The sequence below is a fragment of the Oerskovia rustica genome, from assembly GCF_014836555.1.
GTDB lineage: Bacteria > Actinomycetota > Actinomycetes > Actinomycetales > Cellulomonadaceae > Oerskovia > Oerskovia rustica.
This window is the reverse complement of record NZ_JACSQQ010000027.1, coordinates 14,186-40,265: the sequence shown is the minus strand read 5'-3', so window position 1 is coordinate 40,265 and position 26,080 is coordinate 14,186. Positions and strand designations below refer to the sequence as shown.

Sequence of the window (26,080 nt, the reverse complement as noted above, 5' to 3'; positions counted from 1 at the left end):
GTGCCTGACAAACGGTCGGTTCTGCGACGTCGAAGAACCTTGGGAGCTTCCGGCAGGAGCGGGGCAGCCGAGTGGCCGGTGGTCAGTGAACAGGGGTGGTCGTCGGATCGGTCGATGGGTGTGGGCGGTGGCGCCTGATTGCCCAGACCGTGAGTGGTGCCCCGATTGCTGTTGGCAGCAACCAGAATGACCAGTCCGGAAGTCGTTCCCACACTGGCAGATGCGGTCCGTTGTCGACGTAGAACGCGGTCAGCATCGTGATGTACGCCAGGCCCATCCATGCGATGTGCGCACCGTCGCTGGCGCCGCGCCGCCGGTTGCGCCAACCGAGCAGCGCGGCGGCCAAAGCGATGCTTCCCAGTGCGGCAAGGTGGATCGTGGCCGGCCAGCGGATCACCACCATGGCGAGCATCGATCCGAAGAGGGCGATGATCCCGCCGAGGAAGACGCGCCCTGCCCCGATGTGCCACCCCCCGCCCTTGTGCGAGAGCATCGCCAAGAGCCCGGCGAGCACAGCGGTGATCCCTGCGGCGATGTGAACGGCCAGTGCCACGTCGAAGATGGGGCCCGCGTCCGGTACCGGTAGTCCGGGGATGTCGATCATTGCCGCCTCCGGGAGACGCGGCGCTCGTGCGAGTCAGCTGCTGGCGGTGGTCTCGGTCAGGGTGGTCGCGAGCTGTGTCAGGGCGCCGGGGATCAGGGAGTAGTAGGCCCAGCGTCCGCGCTGCTCGCGGGTGAGGACGCCGGCGTCGACGAGGATCTTGAGGTGGTGGCTGACGGTCGGCTGGGAGAGGCCGACGGGCTCGGTGAGGTCGCACACGCAGGCTTCGCCGCCGTCGTGGGAGGCGACGATCGAGAGCAGCTGGACCCGGGTGGGGTCGGCCAGGGCCTTGAAGGTGCGCGCGAGGTCGCGCGCGGTCTGGGGGTCGGCGGCCTGGCGGACCAGCGGCGCGCAGCAGGCAGTGCCAGCCGTGCCGGCTGGTGCGAGGGGCAGGTCCGTCGTCGTGGTCATGGACACCATCTTGCCACGTATCGAAGTTTATGGATACGTTGTCAGCATGCGAGTCATTGATGGTTGTCGATGCGAGGAGTGGTGATGAGCGAAGTCGTACGTGCGGAACTTCCGGTCGTAGTGATCGGTGGGGGACCGGTGGGGCTGGCCGCGGCCGCCCACCTGCTGGAGCGGGGCCTGGAGCCGGTCGTGTTCGAGGCGGGCGACGGGCCGGGCGCGGCGGTGGCGTCGTGGGGACACGTGCGGTTGTTCTCGCCGTGGCGCTACGACATCGACGAGGCTGCGCGCCGACTGCTCGAGCCCACCGGATGGAGGGCCCCGGACCTGGACCAGCTGCCCACGGGGCGCGATCTCGTGGACGAGTACCTGGTGCCGTTGGCCGCGATCCCGGCGATCGCCTCGCGGTTGCGGACAGGGACCCGTGTACTGGCCGTGGCCCGTGACGGTGCGGACAAGACCCGGTCCCTGGGCCGGGAGCGGCGCGCGTACCGGGTGCGGACCGTGGGTGCGGACGGGCACGTCGAGGACGTGCTGGCCCGTGCGGTGATTGACGCGTCCGGGACGTTCACGACCTCGAACCCGCTGGGCACCAGCGGCCTTCCAGCGGTTGGCGAGGACCAGGCGCAGGGCTTCATCACCGGCCCCCTGCCTGATGTCCTGGGCTCGCAGCGGGAGCGGTTCGCCGGCCGGCACACGCTGGTGGTCGGGATGGGGCACTCGGCGGCGAACACGTTGCTGTCCCTGGTCGAGCTCGCGGAGTCCGAGCCTGGCACCACGGTGACCTGGGCGATCCGGGGCGGTTCTGCGCGGCGCCTGTTCGGCGGCGGGGCCGACGACGAGCTGCCCGCGCGCGGGCTGCTGGGCACCCGCCTGCAGGCCGCCGTGGAGGCGGGCCGGCTGACCCTGGTGAAGTGGATCTCGATCGAACAGCTCGTGCCCGGCCAGGACACGGTGCGGGTCCTGGGCCGTTCGCGCGAGGAGGTGCTGGACCTGGACGTCCACGCGATCGTGAACGCGACTGGGTTCCGCCCGGACCTGGACATGCTGCGTGAGGTGCGCCTGGACCTGGACCCGGTGGTGGAGTCCCCGCGCCATCTGGCCGAGCTCATCGACCCGAACTTCCACTCGTGCGGCACGGTTCCCCCGCACGGGGAGAAGCTGCTCCAGCACCCTGACGACGGGTTCTACCTGGCCGGGATGAAGTCCTACGGGCGGGCCCCGACGTTCCTGCTCGCCACCGGGTACGAGCAGGTCCGCTCGATCGCCGCCGCTCTCGCGGGCGACCGGGCCGCGGCGGACCTGGTCCAGCTGAACCTGCCCGCCACCGGTGTGTGCTCGACCGACCTGGCACTGGAGACCGACGACGAGGTCGGCGGCTCGTGCTGCGGCACAGGAGCCGCCGAGCCCCAGCTCGTCACGCTCGGGGTCGGGGCACCGGCCGGGTCCGGGTTCGCTACCGGCGTCGTCCACGGGCGCTCCGGCGACGAGCCGGCGCCGGCGAGCACCTGCGGGTGAGCCTGAACCTGCGCGCAGCGAGCCCCGCCGACGCGGCGGGGCTCGCTCGCATCTACGACCACTACGTCACCACCTCCACCGTGACGTTCGAACTGACCGCGCCTGGGCCGGTCGTGTGGGCGCAGAAGGTCGAGGACTTGGGTTCGGCGGGGTGGCCGTTCCTCATCGCCGAACTCGAGGGGCGCCTGATCGGGTTCGCCTACGTGGGCCCCTGGCGCCCGCGCCCGGCGTACGCGCACACGGTCGAGGACACGATCTACCTCGACCCGGCCGTCACCGGCCAAGGGATCGGCACCCGGCTCCTGGCCGAGGTCCTCGATCACGCCCAGGCCGCTGGGGCGCGGGAGGTCGTCGCGGTGATCGCCGACGCCGAGACCGCGGCTTCTCTTGCCCTGCACCAGCGGGCCGGGTTCACCCCGGCAGGGCGCCTGGAGCGGGTGGGCCGCAAGTTCGACCGCTGGTTGGGCACCACGTTGCTGCAGAAGGCTCTGGCCACCGAGTGAACGCATGACGAAGGGCCGGACGCGTATGCGTCCGGCCCGTCGGTGCGTCTGGGGTCAGGCGGTGGCGGGGATCTCGACGGGCTCGACGCCGAGCTCGGTGAGCAGGGTCAGGATGCGGGTGTGGATCTCGTCGCGGATGGGGCGCACGGACTCGATGCCCTGCCCGGCGGGGTCTTCGAGCTTCCAGTCCTCGTAGCGCTTGCCGGGGAAGATGGGGCACACGTCGCCGCAGCCCATGGTGATCACGACGTCGGAGGCCTGGACGGCTTCGGTGGTCAGGACCTTGGGGGTCTGGGTGCGGATGTCGATCCCGGCTTCGAGCATGGCTTCGACGGCGACGGGGTTGATCTGGTCGGCGGGCACGGACCCGGCCGAGCGGACCTCCACGGCCCCGCCGGACAGGGCGCGCAGGAACCCGGCGGCCATCTGGGAGCGGCCGGCGTTGTGGACGCAGACGAACAAGGCGGACGGCTTGTCGGCGGGGGTGTTCTGGGTGGTCATGAGGTTCTCCGGGAGGGCGGTGTGGTCAGGCGGGCAAGGTGAGGTCGGGCAGGAGGTCGGTGAGCAGGGCACGGACCCGGGTGTCGAGCTCGTCGCGGATCGCGGCGACCCCGGTGGGGGAGGCCAGGGCGGGGTCTCCGACGAGCCAGTCCTCGTAGCGCTTGCCGGGCAGGACCGGGCACACGTCGCCGCAGCCCATGGTGATCACGACGTCGGCCGCGCGGACCGCGTCGTCGGTCAACGGCTTGGGGAACGCGTCGTGAGCGGAACCCAGGTCGTCGAGGGCTGCGCGGACCCCGGCGTGGATCTCGGCGGCGGGGGTGGAGCCGGCCGAGCGGACGGTGACGCGGTCACCGGCGTAGTGGCGCACGAGGGCCGCGGCGAGCTGGGAGCGGCCGGCGTTCGCGACGCACACGAACAGCACCTGAGGCTGGCCCGTCGGCTCGCGGGTGATGTCGGCCAGTCGTTGGCGGGCGAAGCGCTCGGTGAGGGTGACCAGGTGAGCGGAGACCTTCGCCGAGCGCGCCAGGTCGGTGTATGACTCGCGCACGACGCGTTGGACGACGTCGAAGCGCACGCCGGGGAACGTGGTCGCGAGCTCGGTGGCCAGGTGGTCCAGGGCCGGGTCGACGTCCTCGAGCCCGCGCAGCACCTCCTGGGTGACCGATGCCTCGAGGGCTGCGGGGGCGAAGGAGTCCAGCAGGGTGGTCACAGCGGCCTTGTAGCCGGGGGTGATGCGGTACCAGACCCACGTGCCGCGCCGCTCGGAGGCCAGGACCCCGACGTCGCGCAGCACCTTGAGGTGGTGGGAGACGGTCGGCTGGGACACGTCGGTCAGGGCCGCCAGGTCGCACACGCACGCCTCGCCGGCCGGGGCGGTGGCGATGAAGGACAGCATGCGCAGTCGCAGCGGCTCGGCCAGGGCCTTGAGCGCGGCCGCGACGACGGTGGCGATGTCGGCGCCGATGGCGTGGGACTCGATCCGGGGGCCGCAGTCCGGGTCGCGCACCGTCAGGGGTAGGGGAGTGGTGGTCATGGGGTCACCTTCTCGGGTTCGGCCACCGGTGCGGTGGCGTAGGGGTCGACGGCGAACCAGCGGCGGGCGATCCACAAGGAGACGTAGACCAGGCCCACCAGGACCGGGACCTCGATGAGCGGACCGACCACCCCGGCCAGAGCCTGGCCAGAGGCGGCACCGAACGTCGCGATGGCCACCGCGATCGCGAGCTCGAAGTTGTTCCCGGCCGCGGTGAAGGCCAGGGTCGTGGACTTCGCGTACCCGAGCTGCAGGGCCTTGCCGGTGACGATGCCCACGCCCCACATCACGGCGAAGTACACCAGCAGCGGCAGGGCGATGCGGGCGACGTCGAGCGGGTTGGAGGTCACTGCCTCGCCCTGCAGGGCGAAGAGCAGCACGATCGTGAACAGCAGCCCGTACAGGGCCCAGGGGCCGATCACGGGCAGGAACGTGTCCTCGTACCAGGCCCGGCCCTTGGTGCGCTCACCGATCAGGCGCGAGGCGAACCCGGCTACGAGCGGGATCCCGAGGAATACCAGGACGTTGAGCGCGATCTGCCCCATGGAGATGTCGAGCCCGGCGGTGTCCAGGCCCAGCCAACCGGGCAGGATCGTGAGGTAGAAGTAGCCCAGCAGCGAGAACGCGAGGACCTGGAAGACGGAGTTGATCGCGATCAGGACCGCCGCGGCCTCCCGGTCCCCGCAGGCCAGGTCGTTCCAGATGACGACCATCGCGATGCACCGGGCCAGGCCCACGATGATCAGGCCGGTGCGGAACTCGGGCAGGTCCGGCAGGAAGATCCACGCCAGGGCGAACATCAGCGCGGGGCCCACGAGCCAGTTCAGGACCAGGGACGAGAATAGGAGCTTCTTGTCCCCGGTGACCGAGGCGACCTTGTCGTAGCGGACCTTGGCCAGGACCGGGTACATCATCACGAGCAGGCCGATCGCGATCGGCACCGAGATGCCTCCGACCTCCATCGAGGCCAGCACGTCCGACAAGACCGGGACGAACCGGCCCAGCAGCAGGCCGGCGACCATCGCGAGACCGATCCACGCGGGCAGCCACCGGTCGAGCGTCGACAGGCGCCCGGCGCTCAGACTGCTCGTGGACGTGGGCTTCTGCACGGCTTGCATCGACATATCTCTATATTGACATGTATCGATATAGATCGCCAAGGCTCCGTCGAGATCGGACCCGGCAGGCTGTGTGCTTCGGGATCCGCCGGCGAACGTCGGCCGCTGGCGTGAGGATCTAGGTGCAGTAGTGCGGGGCCTCGCCGCACACGACCCCTTGGACGATGTCGGTGAAGCCTGCGACCAGTGCGACGACGGCGACGACCACGAGCACCATCGCCACCAGGAGCACGATCGCGCCGACGACGATCAGCGCGATCGTGCCCCCGCTCATCGTCCGCGGCCGCGCGGGGCGCGCGACCGCGGCGCGCTGCGAGTGCTCGGTCCAACGGTTCCCGTCGAACCAGCGCACCCGCCGCTGATCCTGAGGGTCGGGATACCAACCCGGCTGGTACGTCATGCGTCTCCTCCTCGCCACCACGTCGTGGAGCGGCTCACGATCGTTCGTCGGTCGCGACGTCGCCGGCGCCCCGCCGTCGGGCTCGACGCCTGTCCATGATCGCCGAGACCGTGACGGCCACGAAGACGACGAGGGTCCACAGGGCGAGCATCTGGGCCTCGCCGACCGTGTCCGGCGCCTTGCCCGAGCCCGGCGAGACCAGGACCGCCGGGACGACGAGACCGAACACGACGACGCAGGCGAAGAACGCCACGACGCACGCTCGCCCGAGGAACTCCGCCACCCGGTACAGGCGCTCCCGGTGCGGCGAGCGCAGCGTCAGGGCGACGGAACCGGTCGTCCCGACCAGGCAGAGTCCGAGGAGGAAGAGCACCGCGAAGTTGCCCGACACGATCTCGTCCCCGCCCCGCCAGACGACGAGAGCACCGAGGCCCACGCAGATCGCGGTCATCAGCAGGCCTGCTCGGCGCGTCTGCGCCACGGGGGCGAGCGGTCGGCGACCGTCCGCGCGTCCGCGTCTCGTTCCCCGTCGGGGCGATCGTCCGTTCACCCGCACACGGTACCGCCCGCTCCGGGAGCAGCCCGCGCCGCCGCCCCGCCCCACCGCGCCGTCGCCCTGCCGCCCAGCAGTCAGCCAGTCCTCAGCCCGTCGTCAGCGCGCGAGCAGCCTCCCACTCCCGGAACCCTGCCGCGATCTGCGGCGCGTGCGTGTGGTGGAGGTAGTGCTCGCCGGGTACGGGCACCACGGTGCCGTCCTCGACGCTCGCGGCCTGCTCCTCGTGCAGCGCCAGCCAGTCCGGGTTGGTCGCGTTGTCGGCCTCGACGAACAGCAGCAGCGGCAGGTCCGCCGGGAACGTCGTGCTGAGCGCGCGCTCGAAGTTCGCGGCGATGTGCGACATCTCGTCGAGGTACGTGGGTCGCAGGGAGTTCCGGTGGGCGAGCATCGTCATCTGCTCGCGCGCGTGGTCGGAGTACACGGAGCCGTCGAGCCCGTCGCCGCCCAGGGCGGTGAGGACGCGGGCCAGGCCGAGGTTCCTGGCCGCGGACATGAGGCCCGTGGGGAACTCCGTGTCCATGTGCGGCTGGCCGGGGACGCTCGTGTCGATCCCGACGAACGCCGTCACCTCGTCGGGGTAGCGCGAGGCGTACTCGATGCCGTAGATCCCGGCGATCGAGTGCCCCATGAGGACGTAGCGGTCGACGCCGAGCTCCTGGAGCGCCTCGTGGACCTCGGCCACGACGTTCTGCGTGGTCCGCTCGACGTCGGTGCCGTCGCTCAGGCCGTAGCCGAAGGGTTCGACGACGACGACACGGTGATCCTGGGCGAGGTCCGCGACGAGCGGCTCGAAGTCGAGGACGGGCGAGGCGGTCCCGAACCCCGGCAGCAGGACTACGTCCACGGGGCCGCTCCCGCTGACGCGGACGTTCATCTGCCGTCCGTCGACCGTCACGGTCTGGCCGTAGGTCTCGATCAGGTCGCTCTCCCTGCTGGTCGCGACCGCGTTCACGACGCTCGTCGTGCCCAGGCCGAGCACCAGCACGGCCCCGACGGCCGCCACGGCCACGAGGGCTCTCTTCGCAGGCTTCTTCACGCGTTCCTCTCCACGGAGCACCCGGTGCGCTCCGCCGTCGGTCCAGCATCGTGGCCCGGCTGACGACGCGCGTCAGCCCGGCGTGGACACCTGCGTACCGCGATCGCGGTACGCGCACGTCACCTTCCTGGGCGATCCGCCGCCGTCGGCGGGCCGGGATACTGGGGGAGTGACGTCACCCCGTGCTGCCGCGGCAGCGGTTCCCCTCAGCGACGTCGTCGCGATCGCCGTCGTCGTCCTCTTCGGCGTCCTGCCGTTCCCCGACGAGCTGTTCCGGACACGGGGGCTGCTCGTCGTCGTCGCGCTCCTGCCCGTCGTGGTGATCCCGTGGCGGCGTCGCCGACCGCTCGTCGCCCTCGGGGTGAGCCTCGCGTGCACGGTCGTCGTGGCGCTCGCCGGCACGCTGTCTCCGAGCGCCCTCGTCGCGGTCGTGATCACCGCGTTCGCGGTCACCGACCGGACGCGCCGCACGGTCGGCATCGCGTGCGTGGGCTCAGCCGCCCTCGTCGTCTTCCTCGTGGCCGCCGTCCCGCTCGACGGCGAGCTCTTCGACTCGCGGGCGATGCAGTTCGTGACGTTCGTCGTCCTCGCCGGAGCCCTGGGCGACGCGACCAGGTCGCGGCGTGAGGCGCTCGCGGCCGTCACGGAGCGTGCCGAACGCGCGGAGCAGGACCGCGACGAGGAGGCCCGGCGGCGCGTGGTCGAGGAACGGGTGCGCATCGCCCGCGACCTGCACGACGTCGTCGCGCACCAGATCTCGGTGATCAGCCTCAGCGCGGGCGTGGCGTCGTCGTCGCTCGAGACCCGGCCCGACCGTGCGCGCGAGGCGCTCACGACGATCCGCAGCGCCTCGCGCACGGTCCTCGCGGACATCGGCGGGCTCATGGCCCTCCTGCGTGCGGAGGGAGACGGCGAACGGCAGGACCTCCACCCGCAGGCCGGGCTCGACCAGCTCGACGCCCTGGTCGCACGGTTCGCCGACGTGGGCCTGCACGTCGACCTGCGGCGTGCCCCGGGCGCCGTCGCCCTCTCGCCGGCGAGCGACCACGTCGCCTACCTCGCCCTGCAGGAGGGGCTCACGAACGCCCACAAGCACGGCGCGGGCGACCGGGCCGTCGTGGAGCTCCGTCACCGCGACGGCGTGCTCGCCCTGACCGTGACGAGCCCCCTGCGCGCGGGGGGCGCCGCGGTCCCCACCAGCGGGCACGGGCTGCGCGGCCTGCGGGAGAGGGTCGCGTCCGTGCGGGGACGGGTCGAGACGTCGCGCGCTGACGGCGAGTTCCGGCTCGACATCGCGGTTCCCGCCGAGCGGGCCGCGGTCACCGCAGCGAGCGGGTCGCGACGATGATCACCGTGCTCGTCGTCGACGACCAACCGCTGGTGCGTCAGGCCGTGCGCGACATCCTCACCGACAGCGGCGGGATCCTCGTCGTGGGCGAGGCGTCGAACGGCCGGGAGGCCGTCCGGGCCGCCGCGGCGTCGGCCCCCGACGTCGTCCTGATGGACATCCGGATGCCCGAGCTCGACGGGATCGCGGCCACCGAGCAGATCTGCGCCGGCCCGGCGGGCAGCACGACACGGGTGCTCGTCCTGACGACCTTCGAGGAGGACGAGTACGTCGTCGCGGCCCTGCGCGCGGGCGCGAGCGGGTTCATCGGGAAGGGCGCCGAGCCCGAGGACATCGTGCGCGCGGTGCACACGATCCACCTGGGCGAGGCGCTGCTGTCGTCGGCCGCGACGCAGGCGCTCGTCCAGCGCTTCGTGCACCGGCAGACGCCGCGAGCGGACGCGTGGGAGGGCGATGGGCTCGACCGCCTCACCGAGCGCGAACGCGAGGTGTTCCTCCTCGTCGCCCGCGGGCTGACGAACCAGGAGATCGCGACCGAGCTCGTGATCTCGACCCATACCGCCAAGACGCACGTCAATCGCATCATGGCGAAGGTCCACGCGCGCGACCGCGCGCACCTGGTGATCCTCGCCTACGAGTCGGGTCTCGTCACCGCGCGGTCGTAGGCCCGACGGCGTCGCGCGGGTCGTGCGTCCATGCCCGGCCCGCGGGAGGGCGACGACCTGGGGCGGCGGTACGTCCACGTCGCGAGCTAGGGCCGCGTCTCGCCGCCCGGGAACCCCGTCCAGCGCAGCTCGTCCGGCAGGTGGCTCAGGTCGTTGAACACCACGAGCGTCGGTGGCAGGCCGGGACGGAGCTCGATCACCGTCAGCGCCGTGTTCGCGCTGTTCAGGCCGAGCCACCGCTCGGGCGGCGCGCCGAGCGCGTGGCGCACGAGCCAGGCGACCGGGTAGTCGTGCGTGATCAGTACCTCGTGGACGTCGGTACTGCCCGCACCCGGCTCCGGCGGGGTCGCGAAGCGCGCGACCAGCGCGTCGGCGGTCCGGCGCCCCCCAGCGGCCTCGGCCTCGTCCCAGCCGTCGAAGAAACCCGCCCAGGTCGCCGGCGTCTCGGAGCGCGCGGGCACGTACGGCACGTGGTCGACGAGCTCGGCCGCCTCCGCGACCCTCGCGCCCGGCAGGTGTCGCGCGACGACGGCGGCGCTCGCGGCCGCCCGAGGGAGCGGCGAGTGCCAGACGGCGGTCACGTGCACTCGTGCGAGACGCTCGCCCAGCAGGTCCGACTGTCGGCGCCCGACGTCGGTCAGCTCACCGAAGGCGTCGGCCGCGCCATGCCGAGCGAGGTAGAGGTGTCGGACGCTCATCGGGTGTCTCCTGGTGTCGAGGGGCGGTCGCCGTCCCGGGGCGGTGCCGACAGTGTGCGTGGGTCAGCGACCGTCCCGGCCTCGCCGTCGACGGTCACCAGGCTGCCGTCGGCGATCAGCCCGGTGGCCCCCGTGACCCCCACGACGGCGGGGATGCGGCGCTCGCGGGCCACGATCGCCGCGTGGGACAGCACCCCTCCCGTCTCGGTGACGACGCCCGCGGCGATGCGCAGCAGGGGAGTCCAGGCGGGGTCGGTGAAAGGGCAGACCAGGACGTCGCCGGGGCGCACGCGTGAGAAGTCGGCCGGTCCGCGGACGATCCTGGCCGGCCCGGTCGCGACGCCGGTGCTGCCCGCGGTCCCGCGCAGCAGGCTCCCGTCGCCGAGCCGTGGTGCGCTTCCCGTGACGTCCGTCGAAGGGGCCGGGAGCGGCGCCGTGATCGGGCGGGCCTGCACGATCCAGAGCATGCCGTCCGCGAGCGCCCACTCGACGTCCTGCGGCCCGCCGAGGAGGTTCGCTGCACGCCACCCCAGGCGGGTGAGGCGGAAGACGGTCGCGTCGTCGAGCGTCGACCGCAGCCGGTCGCCCGGGGGCACGTCGCGCGTGACCAGGCGGGTGTCGTCCCGGTCGAGCCGGGTCTGCTTGTCGGCGACGACCCGTGAGGCCACGCGAACGGCCCTGCGGCCGAGGGCCCCGTGCGCCACGACGCGGTAGGTGTCGGGCGTGACCGTGCCGCCCACGACCGAGGGGCCGAGGCCCCAGGACGCCTCGATCACGGTCGGGTCGTCCGGATCGTCGGGCGCGAACATGACGCCGGAGACCTCGGCGTCGACCAGGCGTTGCACGAGCACGGCCATGGCGGGCTCGCCCGAGGCTGCCCCGTCGCCGCCGTCGGCGTCGAGCCCCGCCCGGTAGTCGACCGCCCGGGGCGAGTGCAGCGAGGCCCAGCAGGCGCGGACGGCGTGCGCGACGTCGTCGGGCGCCTGGACCGCGAGGACGCTCTCGTGCTGCCCGGCCGCCGAGGCCTGGGCCGTGTCCTCGCCCGCGGCCGAGGACCGGACCGCGACGGGCGGCGAGCCGAGGGTGCGCAGGGCGGAGGCCAGCGCGTCGCGCAGCACGTCGTCGGGGACTGCCGCCCGGTGGACGTCGAACGGCACCACGAAGCCGTCGGGGACGGGCAGACCTGCCCGCAGGAGCGCGCCGAGCGCGGTGGCCTTGCCGCCGCACGTCGCGCGCGCGGCCTCTTCCAGTGGAACGAGCACCCGAACCCCTTCAACAGATCGTTGACAACATTTCGTTGATTGTGCAGGATCGTCGCATGCCACGCAACGACGACACCGCTCCTGCGGTGGCTCAGACCGCCCACGCCGACCACGCCCAGGCTCGCCGCGAGCAGGACGCCCGCATCCACCTGCTCGCCCGGGGTGCGGACGCGCTCGCGCCGAGGCCGTGGCAACCCGCGCCCGTGCCGCCGTCGGCCGTGGACCTCGCACGGTTCGCCCTCTGGCGGTCCGCTGACCTGCCGCCCGAGCACCTCCTCGACGCCCTCGCGCTGCTGCCCGCCGCGCGCGCCGAGGTCGACGGCCTCGAGAGCGGCCTGCTGTTCACGGCCCGCAGCGCAGGCCTGACCTGGGCCCAGATCGCCGACGCGATGGGTTTCAACTCCCCGCAGGCGTGCCAGCAGCACTTCCACCGTCTCTCGGCACGGCAGGAGGGCCGCTCATGACCCAGGACTCCCCGGTCGACCTGCTCGTCCTGCACGCGGTCCGCGTCTGCGGATACGCCGACTCTGCGACGCTCGCCCGCCGCTTCGACCTCGACCCGGCCGAGACCGACGAGCTGCTCGGCGACTTCGAGGCGTACGGGTGGGTGCAACGGTCCGCGTTCGCGGACCTGAGCGGCTGGTCGCTGACCGAGGCGGGACGGGGCGAGGACGAGCGTCGGCTCGCCGCCGAGCTCGCCGCCACGGGCCGGGCCGACGACGTCCGCGACGCCTACCGCGAGTTCCTGCCGCTCAACGCGCGTCTCCAACGGGCGTGCACCGACTGGCAGCTGCGGCCCGTGCCAGGAGCGCGACTGGCCCCCAACGACCACGCCGACCCCGCCTGGGACGCCGACGTCCTCGACGAGCTCGCCGCGATCGGTGACGCCCTGGCCCCGCTCGCGCACCGGCTCGGCGACGTCCTCGCCCGGTTCGGCGGGTACCACGACCGCTACTCCACGGCCCTGCGCCGGGCCCGCGCAGGGGAGGGCGGCTGGGTCGACGGCACCGACGTCGACTCGTGCCACCGCGTGTGGTTCGAGCTGCACGAGGACCTCGTCGCGACGCTCGGGCTCGACCGCGGGGCCGCGCACTGAGCGTCGGGGCGTCCCGCACGGCCACGGGCGTCGAGGGGGGAGCGTGACGGCGATCACGACCCCTCGACCTGCGAGCGCACGGCACCCGGGCCACGATGGAAGGAGCGCAAGGCGCTGATGGACCGAGCACCGAGGAGGAATACATGGCTGTCCGCAAGGAGCTGCCCGAGTACACCGTCCCGTCGCTGACCCTGAAGGATGGGGGGAAGATCGCCGCGATCCTGCAGAAGCGTCTGCACGCGCTCAACGACCTGGCGCTGACCCTCAAGCACATCCACTGGAACGTCGTGGGGCCGCACTTCATCGCCGTCCACGAGATGATCGACCCGCAGGTCGATGCCGTCCGTGCCATGGTCGACGCCACGGCCGAGCGCATCGCCACCCTCGGCGTCCCGCCGCGCGGCACGCCGGGCGCGATCGTCGCCGAGCGGACCTGGGAGGACTACAGCCTGGGCCGCGCGTCGACCATCGCCCACCTGGGTGCGCTCGACGAGGTCTACCAGGGAGTCATCGCCGACCACCGCAAGGCGGCCGCCGACACCGAGGAGCTCGACACCGTGACCAACGACCTCCTGGTCGGTCACCTGCACGAGCTCGAGCTCTTCCACTGGTTCGTCCGTGCGCACCTCGAGTCCTCCGGTGGCGAGCTCTCGACCTCGGGGGCGACGACCGAGACCGGCGCGGCCCGCAAGGCGGAGTCCGCAGCCAAGAAGGAAGCCTGACCGACCCCTGCCGAGCCCCTCTCCCCGCGCGGGGAGAGGGGCTCGGTGCTGTCCGCGTCGCAGGCGCTCGCGGGCTCAGGCCGACAGCGGCGCGTTCCCGGAGGTGAGGATCACGAGCTGCTGGGTCGCGCGGGTCATCGCGACGTAGCGGTCGACCGCGCCCGCGATGCTGTCGTCGCCCTCGCCGAACGACGCGGGGTCGACCAGGACCACGAGGTCGAACTCGAGCCCCTTCGCGAGCACCGGGGTCAGGGACCGCACGCGCTCGGTCGCCCGGAACGTGGGGTCCCCGACCACGCACGCGACGCCCTGGTGCTCCGCGAGCCAGGTCTCGAGGACGGTCCCCAGGTCCCCGGGGGCGCCGTGCAGGACCGGGGCGTGGCCGCTGCGGACCGACGTCGGCACGTTGGCGTCCGGAAGCGCGGCCCGGATGACCGGCTCGGCCTCGGCCATGACCTCCTGCGGCGTCCGGTAGTTGATGGTGAGCGACGCCACGTCGACGTGCGACAGGCCCACGCGTTCGAGCCGCTCGCGCCAGGACTCGGTGAACCCGTGCCGTGCCTGCGCGCGGTCGCCGACGACCGTGAGGCTGCGCGACGGGCAGCGCAGCAGCAGCATCTGCCACTCGGCGTCCGTGAGCTCCTGCGCCTCGTCCACCACGACGTGCGCGAACGGCCCCGCGAGCCTGTCGGGTGCCACGCCCGGCAGGGACGCGCCGTCGACCAGGGCGTCGCGCAGGTCCTGGCCGCGCAGCATCGACATGACCCGCAGCTCCGAGTCGTCGGTCTCGACGAGGTGGTCGACGACGTTGCTCATCTCCTCGCGCTCCGCCGCGACCTGCGCCGCGTGCTGCCGACGGCGACGCGACGCCTCGGGGTCGCCGAGCCGCTGCCGCGCCGCGTCCAGGAGGGGTAGGTCCGAGACCGTCCAGGCCTGCGGCTCGTCGCGCTGCAACGTCCGGACCTCGTCCGGCGTGAGCCAGGGCGCGCACATCCTCAGGTAGGCGGGCACGTCCCACAGGTCCCCGACGAGGTCGGTCGGTTCGAGGAGCGGCCAGGCCTTGTTGAGGGTCTTCGCCAGGTCGCGGTGGGTCACCAGGGAGCGGCGCACGAGGTCGAGCGGCAGCTCGTCGTCGTCCTGCGCGTCACCGAGCCTGTCCATCAGGATCTCGATCAGCGCCTCCCAGACCATGTCGCGTGCCTCGTTGTGGGGCGTGCCGGGGTCGGGGGCGTCGAACGCCTCGGCCCAGTCGTCGGCGCTGAGCCAGAGGTCGAGCCACGGGGTCTCGACGGTCGTGCCCGTCCGGGGAGGACGTTCGTACAGGCGCACCGCGGGCTCGATCGCCCCGACCATCCGGGCCGAGGCCTTGAGGCGGGCCACGGCCGGCTCTGCCTCGACGGTGGCCTTCGCCCCCTCGGGGACGAGGTCCCGCAGGGTGCACGTCTGCACCCCCTCCTCGCCCAGGCTCGGCAGGACGTCCTCGACGTAGTCCAGGTACGGTTGGTGCGGCCCGACGACGAGCACCCCTCCCCGGTGCTGACCGACGTGCGGGTCCGCGTACAGCAGGTAGGCCGCGCGGTGCAGGGCCGCCACGGTCTTGCCCGTTCCCGGCCCGCCGTCGACCACGAGGGCGCCGTCCGAACCCGCGCGGATGATGGCGTCCTGGTCAGCCTGGATGGTGCCCAGCACGTCGCGCATCCGCGGGGTCCGCTCGGCTCCCAGGCTCGCGATGAAGGCAGACTGGTCGTCGAGGCTCACGTGGGACGCGAGGCCCGCGGCCGTGCCGTCGGTCGTGAAGACCTCGTCCCAGTAGTCGCTGATACGGCCCTGCGTCCAACGGTACCGGCGGCGGCTCGCGAGCCCCAGGGGGTGGGCGCTCGTGGCGCTGAAGAACGGTGCGGCGGTGGGGGAGCGCCAGTCGACCAGGAGGCGCCGCCCGGCGCGGTCGGTGAGGCCCAGGCGCCCGACGTACACGGGCTCGGAGCCGTCCGCGGCGACCATGCGGCCCAGGCACAGGTCCACGCCGTAGCGGCGCAGCGTCCTGAGCCGGGACGAGAGGCGGTGGATCTCCTGGTCGCGCTCCAGGGCGAGCGTCCCGCTGCCGCCGGGGGACCTGCGGGCCGCGTCGAGGCGCGCGGAGACGTCCGCGACCGTCTCGTCGAGGGTGGCGGCGATGGCCGCGAGGTGCTGCTCGTCGCGGTCGACGAGGGCCGGGTCGGCCTTGGGGGAGAGGCGGGGTGGGAGGGCGAACACGCTCGTGCTCGAGGGGGTCATGGCTGTGGCTCGTTCCGTCGTTCTGGCCTCGGGCCGACCATCCTGCGCCACCACGGGGGCCTTGCCGCAAGCCCCCCGGTGCGCTATAGATTGAGAGTGGCGGGAGGTCCGAGGACCTGCCCGCCACTCTCGTGCTCCGTGAGCGCTCACCCGGAGCGCTCACCTGTCGCGCGGTCGGTCAGCCGCCCACGTACGCCGCGAGGTGCTCGCCCGTGAGGGTCGAGCGGTCCGCGACGAGGTCCGCGGGGGTGCCCTCGAAGACGACGCGCCCGCCGTCGTGCCCGGCGCCCGGACCGAGGTCGATGATCCAGTCCGCGTGCGCCATGACGGCCTGGTGGTGCTCGATCACGATGACCGACCGGCCCGCCTCGACGAGCCGGTCGAGGAGCCCGAGAAGCTGTTCGACGTCGGCCAGGTGCAGGCCCGTGGTCGGCTCGTCGAGGACGTAGACGTCGCCCTTGGCGCCCATCTGCGTCGCGAGCTTGATGCGCTGGCGCTCGCCGCCGGACAGCGTCGTGAGGGGCTGTCCCAGGCTCAGGTACCCGAGCCCGACGTCGACGAGCCGGCTCAGGATCGAGTGGGCCGCGGGGATGCGTCCGTCGCCCTCGGCGAAGAACCTCTCCGCGTCCGTCACCGACATCGCGAGCACCTCGGCGATGTCGCGCCCGCCGAGCGTGTACTCGAGCACGCTCGCCTGGAACCGCTTGCCGCCGCACTCCTCGCACGTGGTCTCGACCGTGGCCATGACGCCGAGGTCGGTGTAGATGACGCCCGCACCGTTGCAGACCGGGCACGCGCCCTCGGAGTTGGCGCTGAACAGCGCGGGCTTGACCCCGTTGGCCTTGGCGAACGCCTTGCGGATCGGGTCGAGCAGGCCCGTGTAGGTCGCGGGGTTGCTGCGCCGGGAGCCGCGGATCGCGCTCTGGTCGATCACGACGACGCCCTCGCGCCCCGCGACCGACCCGTGGACGAGCGAGCTCTTGCCCGACCCGGCCACGCCCGTCACGACGCACAGCACGCCGAGCGGCACGTCGACGTCGACGCCGCGGAGGTTGTGCTCGGTCGCGCCGCGGATCTCGAGCTGCCCGCTCGGTTGGCGCACGGTGTCCTTGAGCGTCGCGCGGTCGTCGAGGTGACGGCCCGTGGTGGTGTCGGAGGCCCGGAGGCCGTCGAGCGTGCCCTGGAAGACGATCTCGCCGCCCGCCGTGCCCGCGCCCGGGCCCAGGTCGACGACGTGGTCCGCGATCGCGATGGCCTCGGGCTTGTGCTCGACGACGAGGACCGTGTTGCCCTTGTCCCGCAGCTGGAGCAGCAGGGAGTTCATGCGCTCGATGTCGTGCGGGTGCAGACCGATGGTCGGCTCGTCGAAGACGTACGTGACGTCGGTGAGCGAGGAGCCGAGGTGGCGGATCATCTTGGTGCGCTGGGCCTCGCCGCCCGAGAGGGTCCCGGACGGTCGGTCGAGCGAGAGGTACCCCAGCCCGATCTCGGCGAACGAGTCGAGCAGGTGCTGCAGGCCCTTGAGCAGCGGGGCCATCGACGGCTCGTCGAGCCCGCGGACCCACTCCGCGAGGTCGGTGATCTGCATCTGGCACGCGTCGGCGATGCTGGTGCCCGCGATCTTCGACGACCGCGCCTCAGGGCTCAGGCGCGTCCCGTGGCACTCGGGGCACGTCTGGAACGTCACGGCCTTCTCGACGAACGCCCGGATGTGGGGCTGCATCGCGTCGACGTCCTTGGACAGGAAGGACTTCTGGATCTTGGGGATCAGGCCCTCGAACGTGACGTTGATGCCGTCGACCTTGATCTTGGTCGGTTCCTTGTAGAGCAGGTCGTGCAGCTCGCGCTGGGTGAACGTGCTGATCGGCTTGGTCGCGTCGAAGAACCCGGAGCCCCGGTAGATGCGCCCGTACCATCCGTCCATCGAGTAGCCGGGGATCGTGAGCGCGCCCTCGTCGAGGGACAGGCTGTCGTCGTAGAGCGCGGTCAGGTCGAAGTCGTTGACGTTGCCCATGCCCTCGCAGCGCGGGCACATGCCGCCGAGCTGGTGGAACGTCGCCTTCTCGGCCTGCGTCTTACCGCCCCGCTCGATCGTGATCGCGCCGCTGCCGGACACCGAGGGCACGTTGAACGAGTACGCCTGCGGCGAGCCGATCTGCGGCTGCCCGAGGCGGCTGAACAGGATGCGCAGCATCGCGTTCGCGTCGGTGACGGTCCCGACCGTCGAGCGGGGGTTGGCCCCCATGCGCTCCTGGTCGACGATGATGGCCGTCGTCAGCCCTTCGAGGTGGTCGACCTCGGGCCGCGAGAGCGAGGGCATGAAGCCCTGCAGGAACGCGCTGTACGTCTCGTTGATCATGCGCTGCGACTCGGCCGCGATCGTGCCGAACACCAGGGAGCTCTTGCCCGAGCCCGAGACCCCGGTGAAGACCGTGAGCCGGCGCTTGGGGATCTCGACGCTGACGTCCTTGAGGTTGTTCTCGCGCGCACCCTGCACGCGGATCATGTCGTGGCTGTCGGCAAGGGGCAGTGCGGACGACTCGTCCGTCCTCGTGACCGTGCTCATGGTCTCTCCATCTGTCGGGTCGGCAGGCGCGCGTGAGCCTGCGGCCGGGCATGTCGTCTCTCGTCCGTCCCAGCCTAGGGCCCGGCACCGACGGGGCACGGGACGGACGGTCACGGGTCCGTCCCGGTCATGCAGCACGGTTCAGCCCGACGGCGCTACGTCCGCGGGAGCGTCGGCGGGCCCGGGCTCGGGCTCGACCTGGGGGAGGCCGACGACGGCCCGCCGCGTGGGCCACCAGAACGCCCGCCCTTCGAGCGCGGCGAGCGCGGGCACGAGCAGCGGCGCCATGAGGAACGCGGCGGCGACGATCCCGACCGCGACGCCGAACCCGAGCTGCGCGAGGTTCGCGATGCCGGTGAGCATGAGCGAGGCGAACGTGCAGGCCAGGATGATCCCGGCCGCAGCCGCCGTCGGCGCGTCCTGGGTGATCGCGACGCGGGCCGCCTCGCGCGAGGTCGCACCCGCGCGGTACTCCTCGTGCATGCGCGCGGCGACGAGGATGTTGTAGTCGGTGCCGATCGCGACGACGAACAGGTACAGCACGATGGGGATCGAGAAGTCGATCCCCGCGTACCCGAGCGCGTGCAGGTAGAGCAGGACGACCGCGCCGAGGGTCGCGGTGAACGTGAGCGCGACGCACACGAGCAGGTTGACGGCGCCGAGCACGGCAGTCAGGAGGAGCCCGAGGATGACGACGATGATGACGGCGGCGATCGGAAAGACGCGGCCGGTGTCGGCGCGGAGCTGGTCGCGCACGTCGACGAACGCCGACGTCTGCCCACCGACGTAGACCTGCGCGCCGGGGACCGACCCGTGCGCGGCGTCGCGCAGCGGGCCCTCGACCGTGGCCATCGCGGCGTCGGAGTACGGGTCGTCGGCGAGCACGACTGTGACGAGGGCGGCCGTGCCGTCGGTCGTGGCCGTGGGCGGTGCGACCGACGTGACGCCCGGGACCGCGGCGAGGTTCGTCGCGAGCGTCGTCAGCGCGGTGGGGTCGAGGGGAGCGGTCCCCACGACGTACACCTGCGTGGGGCTCAGCGCCCCCGCGGGGAAGGACGCGTCGAGCGTCGTGTAGGCCTGGCGCGAGGCCGTGTCCGCGGGGAGCTCGTCGAGCGTGTCGTACGTCGCCTTGTACCCCGAGGCGAACAGCGTGAGGACCACGAGCACGGCCCCGACGGCGAGCGCCGGGACGACGGGTCGGCGGGCCGTGAACGACCCGAGGGCCGCGAACGGGCTGCGCCGGGCGTCGTGGCCCGGGCCGAGGGGCCAGAAGAGCGCCCGGCCGAGGACCACGAAGAGCGCCGGGACGAGCGTCAGCGCCGTCACGAGCATGGCCGCGACGGCCACGATCAGCCCCGGCGCGAGGGTGCTCAGCGACTCGAGCTGCGCGAACAGCAGCGCCGCGAAGGCGCCGATCACGGTGAGCGCCGAGGACGCGACGACCCGGCCCACGACCCCCACCGACGCCTCGAGCGCCTCGTGGTGGCTCTCGCCCCGGCGCAGGTGCTCGCGGTAGCGGAACAGGACGAACACGATGTAGTCGGTGCCGATCCCGAACAGGACCACCACGAGGATCGGCTGGAGCGTGTCGCTGACCTGGAAGTCGAGCAGGTCCGCGAGCCACGCGGTCAGGCCCGTGACGACCGAGAGCACCACACCGATCACGACGATCGGGATCACCGCGATCACGGGGCTGCGGAACACGAGGCCGAGCAGGACCACGATGAGCAGCACGGTAGCGATCGTGATGGTCCGCTCGGCCGCGGCGTAGGCCGTGGTGGTGTCGACCTGGATCGCGGCGTTGCCCGTGAGCGCGCCGGTCAGGTCGGTGCCCTGCAGGGCCGCGTCGGTCGCGGCGCGCAGCGCAGGCACGGCGTCGTCGACCGCCTCGTCGCCTGGCTGGCCGTCGAACGCGACCGACAGGGCGGCGGTCCGGCCGTCCTGCGAGAGGGACTGCGGGGTCTCCTGCACCGCGACGACCCCGGGGATCGCCTCCCCCTCGAGCGTCGTCGCGAGTCCGGCGACGGCGGTCTGGTCGTCCGCGGTGAGCGCCGCGCCGTCGGACCGGACGACGACCAGGCTGCCCGTGGCCCCCGACTGCGCGGGGAAGCTCTCGTCGCCTGCGTCCTGCGCCTCGACCGACTCGAACGACGCAGGCAGGAACGACTGCTGGTTGCCCGTCGTGTAGTCGTCCAGGTTCGGCGAGAAGACGACGACCGCGGCCGCGAGGAGCACCCAGACGCCGATCACACGCCACGGGTGAGCGATCACCGTCCGAGCGATGCTGCCGAACATGGGTGCGCCTTCCCTGGCGGTTCCCGGGTCCACGACCACTCCAGCGTGGCACCGGCGCCCGGGGGCGACAACCGGGAGCCCGGTGCAGCATCACCACCCGCCGGGTCGCGCCCGTCAGGGGCTCGCGGTCTCGTCGAGGAGGGTCGCGCGGATCGCCTCGACCCCGACCTGCACCTCGGCGAAGCTCGTCGACAGGGGCGAGAGCCCGAGCCGCAGGCCGTCGGGCCGGCGGAAGTCGGGGACGACCCCCTGCGCCCACAGGCGAGGGATCACGCGTTCGAACGCGGCGTGGTCGATCGTCACGTGGCTGCCGCGCCGCGCCGGGTCGCGGGGCGAGGCGACCCGCACCCCGAGCGGCACGAGGAGCTCGTCCACGAGGTCGAGCGCGAACCCGGTGAGCCGGACCGACTTGTCCCGCACGGCATCGGACCCGGCGACGTTCCCCGCCTCGTCGAGCAGGTCCAGCATGTCCTGCATCGCGAGCATCCCGACGACCGCGGGCGTCCCGCTGAGGAATCGCCGCACCCCCGTGTGGGGTGCGTACTCGGGCCCCATCTCGAACGGCGCGTCGCTGCCCATCCAGCCCTGGATCGGCTGGGTCAGCGCCGCCTGGAGGTCAGCGCGCACGTACCCGAACGCGGGCGACCCGGGTCCGCCGTTGAGGTACTTGTAGGTGCAGCCTGCCGCGAGGTCCACGTCCCAGGCGTCGAGCGTGACGGGCACGGCCCCCGCGGAGTGGCACAGGTCCCACAGCACGAGCGCCCCGGCGTCGTGGGCGACGCGCGTGATCGGTTCGGCGTCGGCGAGGTACCCGGACCGGTAGGCGACGTGGCTGAGCACCACGAGCGCGGTCTCCGGCCCGACGGCGTCCGCGACCTGGTCCGTGGTCACACCCGCGTCGGGGTCCGGGGAGAGCCAGCGCAGCGTCGCGCCCCGTTCGGCTGCGATGCCCTGGAGGACGAACCGGTCCGTGGGGAAGTTCCCGGTGTCGACCACGATCTCGGTGCGCCCCGGGCGGGCGTCGAGCGCCCCGCGCACGAGCTTGTAGAGGATCACGGTGGTCGAGTCGCCCACGAACGTCTGGCCCGGTGCCGCGCCGAGCGCTGTCTCCCCGATCCGGTCGCCGATCGCGAGCGGCAGCTCGTACCAGGACTCGTCCCAACCGCGGATGAGGCGCGAGGCCCATTGCTCGGTCGCGAAGCGCGCGAGCCGTTCGACGCTCGCGCGCGTGGGCCGCCCGAGAGAGTTGCCGTCGAGGTAGGCGACGACGTCGGCCGAGGGCACGAACTCCTCGCGGAAGCGGGTCAGCGGGTCGGCCGCGTCGAGCGCTGCGGCGCGCTCGGCAGGACCGGCCGCAGGCGCCCCCGACGGGCGGACGGGAGGGGTGGTGCTGGTCACGGGCGGCCTCCTGGGGACGGTCTGGGCTGGTCGGGGCTGGTCACGGTGGGTGCCGGTGCGGGGTCCAGCAGGTCGTGGGGCGTGAGCACGCCCGCCCGCGCGAGCCACGCGGCGACCTGCGCGGGCGGTGTGCCCGGTTCCGGGCGGTCCCCGGGCAGGAGCGTGAGTGCGACCGTCGCCGGACCCGACGTCAGGGCGCGGAGCACACCGTCCAGGGTCAGCCCGGCGTCGAGCAGCGCCGCCAGCTCGCGCTCGTCGACCCCGACCGGCAGCGGACCGTTGCCCTGGTCGGTCCCGTAGACGGCCGCCCCACCCATGGCGACGAACCGCGTCAGGTTGTCGAGGGCCAGCGCGTACGGTTCCGTCGGGGTGCCCCAGCCATGGACGTCGAGCGTGCTGACCCAGGCCTGGGAGCGCGCCGCCGCCCGCACCAGGTCGTCCGGCAGCCGCTCGCTGAACGGGCAGTGCGCGAGCCGGTCCACGCCCTCCACGAGCGCCCGCTCGACCTGGCCCACGCCCTCGGTGTGCGCGACCACGGCCCGGCCGCGCTCGTGCGCCCGCCCCACGAGCGCGCGGAGGGTCGCGTCGTCGGGCACGGGACCCGCGCCCGTGTGCAGGGCGACCTTGACGAAGCTCGCCCCGGCCTCGACCTGCCGGTCGACCGCGGCCACGGCCTGCTCGGGGTCGGCGATCACCTCGACCGATCCTGGCGAGGCCCACGACCGGTCCGACGGGTAGCCGCCGGGAGCGGTGAGGAAGGCCCCGGCGAAGCGGACCTCGGGCAGGGCGTCGGTACGGCCGGACCGCGCGGCGAGCGCCGCCAGCACCGCAGGGTCGCCGCCCAGGTCGTCGACCGCGGCGAGGCCGCCCCGGAGCAGTGCCCCGGCGTCGACCAGCGCCAGGTGGACGTGGGCGTCGCGGAAGCCGGGCATCAGGACGCCCGCGAGGTGGCGGGTCGGGGCGGGGTCGGTGCCCACGCGCGAGCGGAACCCGCCCCGGGTGGCGACGACCGCCGTCGGGCCCGTCCACCCTGTGCCCCGCTCCCAGCGGGCGTCGACCGTGAAGGTGACCGCAGCGCGCCCGTCCGGTCCAGCGCTCACGGCCGGCCGATCTCGGTGCGCACCGCGAACAGCTCGGGGAAGAACGTCAGGTCGAGGGCCTTCTCGAGGAAGCCCACGCCGCTCGACCCGCCCGTGCCGCGCTTGGTCCCGATGATGCGCAGCACGGTCTTCATGTGGCGAAAGCGCCAGAGCTGGAAGTTGTCCTCGAGGTCGACGAGCTCCTCGCAGCTCTCGTAGGCGAGCCAGTTGCCCTCGGGGTCGTCGTAGATCGCACGGAAGGTCTCGACCAGGTCCTCGTCGAGCGTGTAGCCCTGCGTGACGTCGCGCTCGAGCACGCGGGCGGGCACGTCGTGGCCGTGCCGAGCGAGGTAGCGCAGGAACTCGTCGTAGACGCTCGGCTCGTGCAGCAGGCGCTCGAGCTCGGCGCGCGCCGCGGGCTCGGCGTCGAACACCGACAGCATGCGTGCGTTCTTGTTGCCCAGCAGGAACTCGACCGCGCGGTACTGCCACGACTGGAAGCCCGACGCGTGACCGAGGAACCCGCGGAACTGGGCGTACTCGCTCGGCGTGAGCGTCGCCAGGACGGACCACTGCTCCGTCAGCGTGCGCTGGACGTGCTTGACCCGCGCGATGCGCTTGAGCGCGGACTGGAGGTCGTCGGCCGCGATGAGGGCCCGCGCCGAGACCAGCTCGTGCAGGACGAGCTTGAGCCACAGCTCGGTCGTCTGGTGCTGCACGATGAAGAGCATCTCGTCGTGGTGCGCGGGCTCGCTGACCGGGGCCTGCGCGTCCAGGAGCGTGTCGAGGTGCAGGTACGAGCCGTACGTCATCTGCTCGCGCAGGTCGGTCACGATGTCGGGCTCGAGGGGGCGCTCGCTGCCCGGTGACGGCGTTGTCATCCCCCGAGAGTAGGTGCCGTGGGCGACGGGTGCCACGAGTCCCGTGCCGGACGGCACGTGCCCGGGGGTACGGTCGCCGGGTGGACACGACGACCGGGCGGACCAGCAGCACGCTCCTCGACGACCTTGCGCGGGACCCGGCGTCCCGCGAGGAGGTGCTGGGCCGGTTGCGCGGGGTCACGGCCCGGCCTGGGCAGGACCGGTTCGTCTCGTCGGCCGCCGAGATCGTGGCTCTTGCCGAGGCAGACCCGGAGCGTCACCTCCTGGTCGTCTCACGAGGCGGAGAGGTCGCGGCGTTGGGAGTGCTGCATCCCGGCGGCGCGCCCGGCGAGGTCGTCGCGCTGCTCGACGGGCCTGCGACCGGCGACGTCGTCCTCTTCCGCGGGTTCCTCGTGGACCGGGCGCACCAGGGGCAGGGGGTCGGCACGGCCGTGGCCGCCGCGCTGCCGGCGCTCGCGGCCCGCCTCGCCGAGCGTCTGGGACGCGAGCCGTTCGAGGTCGTCGTGCTGACCGTCAACGAGGAGAACGCCGCCGGGCTGCGTGCCTACGCGCGCGGCGGGTTCGTGGACCGCGGGCGCTACCTCGGGGGTGACGCCGGGCCGCAGCGCGTCATGGCGCACGCGCTGTAGCGGCGCGCACCCCGGGGCGCCCGGGGTGCGCGGGGTGCGCGGGAAGTCGACGGGCCATGCCGGTGGTCGGGTCCAGGGGCGTGCCGAGCAGGCGGTTGTCGTCGGGCGAGCATGCGGTTGTCGTCGAGATCCGGCAGGACCCGAGCGGCGACCGGATGCTCGGCACCTCTGGTAGACCTGGAGGCAGCAGGTGTGGGACGTGCGTCTTACAGTGCAGGCATGCGCACGCGGGACCCCGACCGGGCACCCGAGCACGACCGGGGAGGCGCCATGACACGAGCAGTGGTGACGGGTATCGGCGCGGTGACACCGCTGTCGTCGACGGCCCCGGGGACGTGGGACGCCCTCGTACGCGGGGACCAGGGCGTCCGGGCGATCACGGACGAGTGGGCACACGACCTGCCCGTACGGATCGCAGCGCGCGTCGACGACGCGTTCGCCGAAGCGCTCGGCGTACGCCTGCTGCGCCGCACCGACCGCGCGGAGCAGCTCGCGCTCGTCGCGGGCCGCGAGGCCTGGGCCGACGCCGGGAGCCCTGACGTCGACCCCACCCGCCTGGCCGTGGTGGTCGGCTCCGCGAACGGCGGCATCGCGACGACCCTCGCCCAGAGCCGTCTCTTCGACGCCCACGGCCACCGCCAGGTCTCCCCGCACGCCGTGACCATGCTCATGGCCAACGGCCCCGCGGCCTGGCTGTCGATCGACCTGGGCGCACGGGCCGGCGCCCGGGCCCCGGTCAGCGCGTGCGCCGCGGGCAGCGAGGCCATCGCCACGGGACGCGAGATGATCCTCGCCGGGACCGCCGACGTCGTCGTGTGCGGGGGAGTCGAGGCAGGGGTCCAGGCGTTCTCCCTCGCGGCCTTCGCCCAGGCGCGGGCCATGTCGACGCGCAACGACGAGCCCGAGCGCGCCTCGCGCCCGTTCGACGCCGCGCGGGACGGGTTCGTCATGGGCGAGGGGTCCGCGATCCTCGTCCTGGAGAACGAGGAGCACGCCCGGGCGCGCGGCGCCCGCGTCGTGGGCGTGGTCTCGGGGGCCGCGCTGACCTCGGACGCCTACGACATCGTGGGCGGCGACCCCCAGAACCAGGCGCGCACCGTGACGCTCGCGCTGCGCTCCGCCGGGCTGTCGCCCGGCGACCTGGGGCTCGTCCACGCCCACGCGACCTCGACCCCCGTGGGCGACCGCAACGAGGCCGACGCGCTGCGCTCGGCCCTGCCCGACCCGCCGCCCGTGACCTCGACCAAGGGCGCGACCGGGCACCTGCTCGGGGCCTCGGGATCGCTCGGCGTCGTCGTCGCGCTGCTCGCGCTGCGCGACGGCGTGGTGCCGCCCACGCTCAACGTCGACGACCTGGACCCCGCGATCGACCTCGACGTGGTGCGCGGGACCTCCCGCGCGACGACGGCGCGGCACGCGCTGGTCGACGCGTTCGGCTTCGGCGGGCACAGCGTGAGCGTCGTGCTCTCGCGCGACTGAGGACACCGGGC

General features: G+C 73.0%; 25 protein-coding genes. 9 read left to right on the top strand and 16 right to left on the bottom strand.

Annotation, left to right across the window (positions count from 1 at the left end; genetic code table 11):
* Positions 1-82 precede the first annotated feature (82 nt).
* Positions 83-604: a hypothetical protein gene (locus H9652_RS14845; RefSeq protein ID WP_056761846.1), complete on the bottom strand. Its 522-nt coding sequence runs from the start codon at positions 602-604 to the stop codon at positions 83-85.
* Between the two features lie 33 nt (positions 605-637).
* Positions 638-1,021 carry an ArsR/SmtB family transcription factor gene (locus tag H9652_RS14840; protein ID WP_404822045.1) on the bottom strand — a complete coding sequence of 128 codons (384 nt, stop codon included), beginning with the start codon at positions 1,019-1,021 and terminating at the stop codon, positions 638-640.
* Between the two features lie 75 nt (positions 1,022-1,096).
* On the opposite strand from H9652_RS14840, the gene H9652_RS14835 reads away from it, so the two are divergent.
* A complete protein-coding gene (locus tag H9652_RS14835; RefSeq protein WP_056761840.1) occupies positions 1,097-2,527 on the top strand; it encodes an FAD-dependent oxidoreductase in 1,431 nt (476 codons plus the stop codon).
* Positions 2,524-3,030 carry a GNAT family N-acetyltransferase gene (locus H9652_RS14830; RefSeq protein ID WP_056761838.1) on the top strand — a complete coding sequence of 169 codons (507 nt, stop codon included), beginning with the start codon at positions 2,524-2,526 and terminating at the stop codon, positions 3,028-3,030. The genes H9652_RS14835 and H9652_RS14830 overlap by 4 nt, the downstream gene beginning before the upstream one ends.
* A gap of 54 nt (positions 3,031-3,084) precedes the next feature.
* Here the strand turns inward: H9652_RS14830 and H9652_RS14825 are convergent, their stop codons facing one another.
* The 6 genes from H9652_RS14825 to H9652_RS14800 all read right to left on the bottom strand — a co-directional run bounded on the left by H9652_RS14825 (position 3,085) and on the right by H9652_RS14800 (position 7,677).
* The gene (locus H9652_RS14825) at positions 3,085-3,531 is read right to left on the bottom strand and encodes an arsenate reductase ArsC (protein WP_191796937.1); all 447 of its coding nucleotides are present in this window, start codon (positions 3,529-3,531) and stop codon (positions 3,085-3,087) included.
* Between the two features lie 25 nt (positions 3,532-3,556).
* The gene (locus H9652_RS14820; RefSeq protein WP_191796936.1) at positions 3,557-4,567 is read right to left on the bottom strand and encodes a metalloregulator ArsR/SmtB family transcription factor; all 1,011 of its coding nucleotides are present in this window, start codon (positions 4,565-4,567) and stop codon (positions 3,557-3,559) included.
* Positions 4,564-5,685 (bottom strand): ACR3 family arsenite efflux transporter, encoded by a 1,122-nt coding sequence (gene arsB, locus H9652_RS14815; RefSeq protein ID WP_191796935.1) that lies wholly within the window; start codon positions 5,683-5,685, stop codon positions 4,564-4,566. Before arsB ends, H9652_RS14820 begins: the two co-directional genes overlap by 4 nt.
* A 118-nt stretch (positions 5,686-5,803) precedes the next feature.
* Positions 5,804-6,085, bottom strand: a complete 282-nt coding sequence (locus tag H9652_RS14810; RefSeq protein ID WP_191796934.1) for a DUF2510 domain-containing protein — start codon at positions 6,083-6,085, stop codon at positions 5,804-5,806.
* Between the two features lie 34 nt (positions 6,086-6,119).
* Positions 6,120-6,536, bottom strand: coding sequence for a hypothetical protein (locus tag H9652_RS14805; protein WP_191796933.1), 417 nt, complete (start codon positions 6,534-6,536; stop codon positions 6,120-6,122).
* Between the two features lie 190 nt (positions 6,537-6,726).
* Positions 6,727-7,677, bottom strand: a complete 951-nt coding sequence (locus H9652_RS14800; protein WP_191796932.1) for an alpha/beta fold hydrolase — start codon at positions 7,675-7,677, stop codon at positions 6,727-6,729.
* 169 nt (positions 7,678-7,846) lie between these two features.
* Here H9652_RS14800 and H9652_RS19880 point away from each other — a divergent pair, with 169 nt between their 5' ends.
* A complete protein-coding gene (locus H9652_RS19880; RefSeq protein WP_318244193.1) occupies positions 7,847-9,025 on the top strand; it encodes a sensor histidine kinase in 1,179 nt (392 codons plus the stop codon).
* Complete coding sequence (locus H9652_RS14790; RefSeq protein WP_191796931.1) at positions 9,022-9,690, top strand: response regulator; 669 nt, start codon at positions 9,022-9,024, stop codon at positions 9,688-9,690. Before H9652_RS19880 ends, H9652_RS14790 begins: the two co-directional genes overlap by 4 nt.
* 86 nt (positions 9,691-9,776) lie before the next feature.
* On the opposite strand, the gene H9652_RS14785 is transcribed toward H9652_RS14790, so the two are convergent.
* Entirely contained in the window at positions 9,777-10,388 is a 612-nt protein-coding gene (locus H9652_RS14785; RefSeq protein WP_191796930.1) for a histidine phosphatase family protein, read from the bottom strand.
* Positions 10,385-11,650 (bottom strand): PEP/pyruvate-binding domain-containing protein, encoded by a 1,266-nt coding sequence (locus tag H9652_RS14780; RefSeq protein ID WP_191796929.1) that lies wholly within the window; start codon positions 11,648-11,650, stop codon positions 10,385-10,387. Before H9652_RS14780 ends, H9652_RS14785 begins: the two co-directional genes overlap by 4 nt.
* 56 nt (positions 11,651-11,706) lie before the next feature.
* On the opposite strand from H9652_RS14780, the gene H9652_RS14775 reads away from it, so the two are divergent.
* From H9652_RS14775 to H9652_RS14765, 3 genes are all read left to right on the top strand, one after another.
* Positions 11,707-12,114: a DNA-binding protein gene (locus H9652_RS14775; protein ID WP_191796928.1), complete on the top strand. Its 408-nt coding sequence runs from the start codon at positions 11,707-11,709 to the stop codon at positions 12,112-12,114.
* A complete protein-coding gene (locus H9652_RS14770) occupies positions 12,111-12,746 on the top strand; it encodes a transcriptional regulator (protein WP_191796927.1) in 636 nt (211 codons plus the stop codon). Before H9652_RS14775 ends, H9652_RS14770 begins: the two co-directional genes overlap by 4 nt.
* 143 nt (positions 12,747-12,889) lie before the next feature.
* Positions 12,890-13,468, top strand: a complete 579-nt coding sequence (locus H9652_RS14765; protein ID WP_138824486.1) for a Dps family protein — start codon at positions 12,890-12,892, stop codon at positions 13,466-13,468.
* Positions 13,469-13,543: 75 nt separating this feature from the next.
* Here the strand turns inward: H9652_RS14765 and helR are convergent, their stop codons facing one another.
* The 6 genes from helR to kynA all read right to left on the bottom strand — a co-directional run bounded on the left by helR (position 13,544) and on the right by kynA (position 23,961).
* On the bottom strand, positions 13,544-15,742 hold the full coding sequence (gene helR, locus H9652_RS14760) for an RNA polymerase recycling motor ATPase HelR (protein ID WP_191796926.1): 2,199 nt from the start codon (positions 15,740-15,742) through the stop codon (positions 13,544-13,546).
* A 178-nt stretch (positions 15,743-15,920) separates the two neighbouring features.
* Positions 15,921-18,308 (bottom strand): ATP-binding cassette domain-containing protein, encoded by a 2,388-nt coding sequence (locus H9652_RS14755; RefSeq protein WP_191796925.1) that lies wholly within the window; start codon positions 18,306-18,308, stop codon positions 15,921-15,923.
* A gap of 141 nt (positions 18,309-18,449) precedes the next feature.
* Positions 18,450-20,603 (bottom strand): MMPL family transporter, encoded by a 2,154-nt coding sequence (locus tag H9652_RS14750; RefSeq protein WP_191796924.1) that lies wholly within the window; start codon positions 20,601-20,603, stop codon positions 18,450-18,452.
* 114 nt (positions 20,604-20,717) lie between these two features.
* Positions 20,718-22,001 carry a kynureninase gene (locus H9652_RS14745; protein ID WP_191796923.1) on the bottom strand — a complete coding sequence of 428 codons (1,284 nt, stop codon included), beginning with the start codon at positions 21,999-22,001 and terminating at the stop codon, positions 20,718-20,720.
* Complete coding sequence (locus H9652_RS14740; RefSeq protein WP_191796922.1) at positions 21,998-23,101, bottom strand: amidohydrolase family protein; 1,104 nt, start codon at positions 23,099-23,101, stop codon at positions 21,998-22,000. The genes H9652_RS14745 and H9652_RS14740 overlap by 4 nt, the downstream gene beginning before the upstream one ends.
* A complete protein-coding gene (kynA, locus tag H9652_RS14735) occupies positions 23,098-23,961 on the bottom strand; it encodes a tryptophan 2,3-dioxygenase (protein WP_191796921.1) in 864 nt (287 codons plus the stop codon). Before kynA ends, H9652_RS14740 begins: the two co-directional genes overlap by 4 nt.
* An 80-nt stretch (positions 23,962-24,041) precedes the next feature.
* On the opposite strand from kynA, the gene H9652_RS14730 reads away from it, so the two are divergent.
* Complete coding sequence (locus tag H9652_RS14730; protein ID WP_318244192.1) at positions 24,042-24,590, top strand: GNAT family N-acetyltransferase; 549 nt, start codon at positions 24,042-24,044, stop codon at positions 24,588-24,590.
* Positions 24,591-24,809: 219 nt separating this feature from the next.
* Positions 24,810-26,069 (top strand): beta-ketoacyl-[acyl-carrier-protein] synthase family protein, encoded by a 1,260-nt coding sequence (locus tag H9652_RS14725; protein ID WP_225228287.1) that lies wholly within the window; start codon positions 24,810-24,812, stop codon positions 26,067-26,069.
* The last annotated feature ends 11 nt before the right edge of the window (positions 26,070-26,080 follow it).

What these genes read in the sequence shown, in the direction of transcription:
- arsB (WP_191796935.1), bottom strand. Translation starts at nt 5,685, where the DNA reads ATGCAAGCCGTGCAGAAGCCCACGTCCACGAGCAGTCTGAGCGCCGGG.
- H9652_RS14825 (WP_191796937.1), bottom strand. Translation starts at nt 3,531, where the DNA reads ATGACCACCCAGAACACCCCCGCCGACAAGCCGTCCGCCTTGTTCGTC.
- H9652_RS14785 (WP_191796930.1), bottom strand. Translation starts at nt 10,388, where the DNA reads ATGAGCGTCCGACACCTCTACCTCGCTCGGCATGGCGCGGCCGACGCC.
- H9652_RS14840 (WP_404822045.1), bottom strand. Translation starts at nt 1,021, where the DNA reads ATGGTGTCCATGACCACGACGACGGACCTGCCCCTCGCACCAGCCGGC.
- H9652_RS14820 (WP_191796936.1), bottom strand. Translation starts at nt 4,567, where the DNA reads ATGACCACCACTCCCCTACCCCTGACGGTGCGCGACCCGGACTGCGGC.
- H9652_RS14770 (WP_191796927.1), top strand. Translation starts at nt 12,111, where the DNA reads ATGACCCAGGACTCCCCGGTCGACCTGCTCGTCCTGCACGCGGTCCGC.
- H9652_RS14755 (WP_191796925.1), bottom strand. Translation starts at nt 18,308, where the DNA reads ATGAGCACGGTCACGAGGACGGACGAGTCGTCCGCACTGCCCCTTGCC.
- kynA (WP_191796921.1), bottom strand. Translation starts at nt 23,961, where the DNA reads ATGACAACGCCGTCACCGGGCAGCGAGCGCCCCCTCGAGCCCGACATC.
- helR (WP_191796926.1), bottom strand. Translation starts at nt 15,742, where the DNA reads ATGACCCCCTCGAGCACGAGCGTGTTCGCCCTCCCACCCCGCCTCTCC.
- H9652_RS14835 (WP_056761840.1), top strand. Translation starts at nt 1,097, where the DNA reads ATGAGCGAAGTCGTACGTGCGGAACTTCCGGTCGTAGTGATCGGTGGG.
- H9652_RS14810 (WP_191796934.1), bottom strand. Translation starts at nt 6,085, where the DNA reads ATGACGTACCAGCCGGGTTGGTATCCCGACCCTCAGGATCAGCGGCGG.
- H9652_RS14775 (WP_191796928.1), top strand. Translation starts at nt 11,707, where the DNA reads ATGCCACGCAACGACGACACCGCTCCTGCGGTGGCTCAGACCGCCCAC.
- H9652_RS14725 (WP_225228287.1), top strand. Translation starts at nt 24,810, where the DNA reads ATGCGCACGCGGGACCCCGACCGGGCACCCGAGCACGACCGGGGAGGC.
- H9652_RS14805 (WP_191796933.1), bottom strand. Translation starts at nt 6,536, where the DNA reads ATGACCGCGATCTGCGTGGGCCTCGGTGCTCTCGTCGTCTGGCGGGGC.
- H9652_RS14845 (WP_056761846.1), bottom strand. Translation starts at nt 604, where the DNA reads ATGATCGACATCCCCGGACTACCGGTACCGGACGCGGGCCCCATCTTC.
- H9652_RS14750 (WP_191796924.1), bottom strand. Translation starts at nt 20,603, where the DNA reads ATGTTCGGCAGCATCGCTCGGACGGTGATCGCTCACCCGTGGCGTGTG.
- H9652_RS14765 (WP_138824486.1), top strand. Translation starts at nt 12,890, where the DNA reads ATGGCTGTCCGCAAGGAGCTGCCCGAGTACACCGTCCCGTCGCTGACC.
- H9652_RS14790 (WP_191796931.1), top strand. Translation starts at nt 9,022, where the DNA reads ATGATCACCGTGCTCGTCGTCGACGACCAACCGCTGGTGCGTCAGGCC.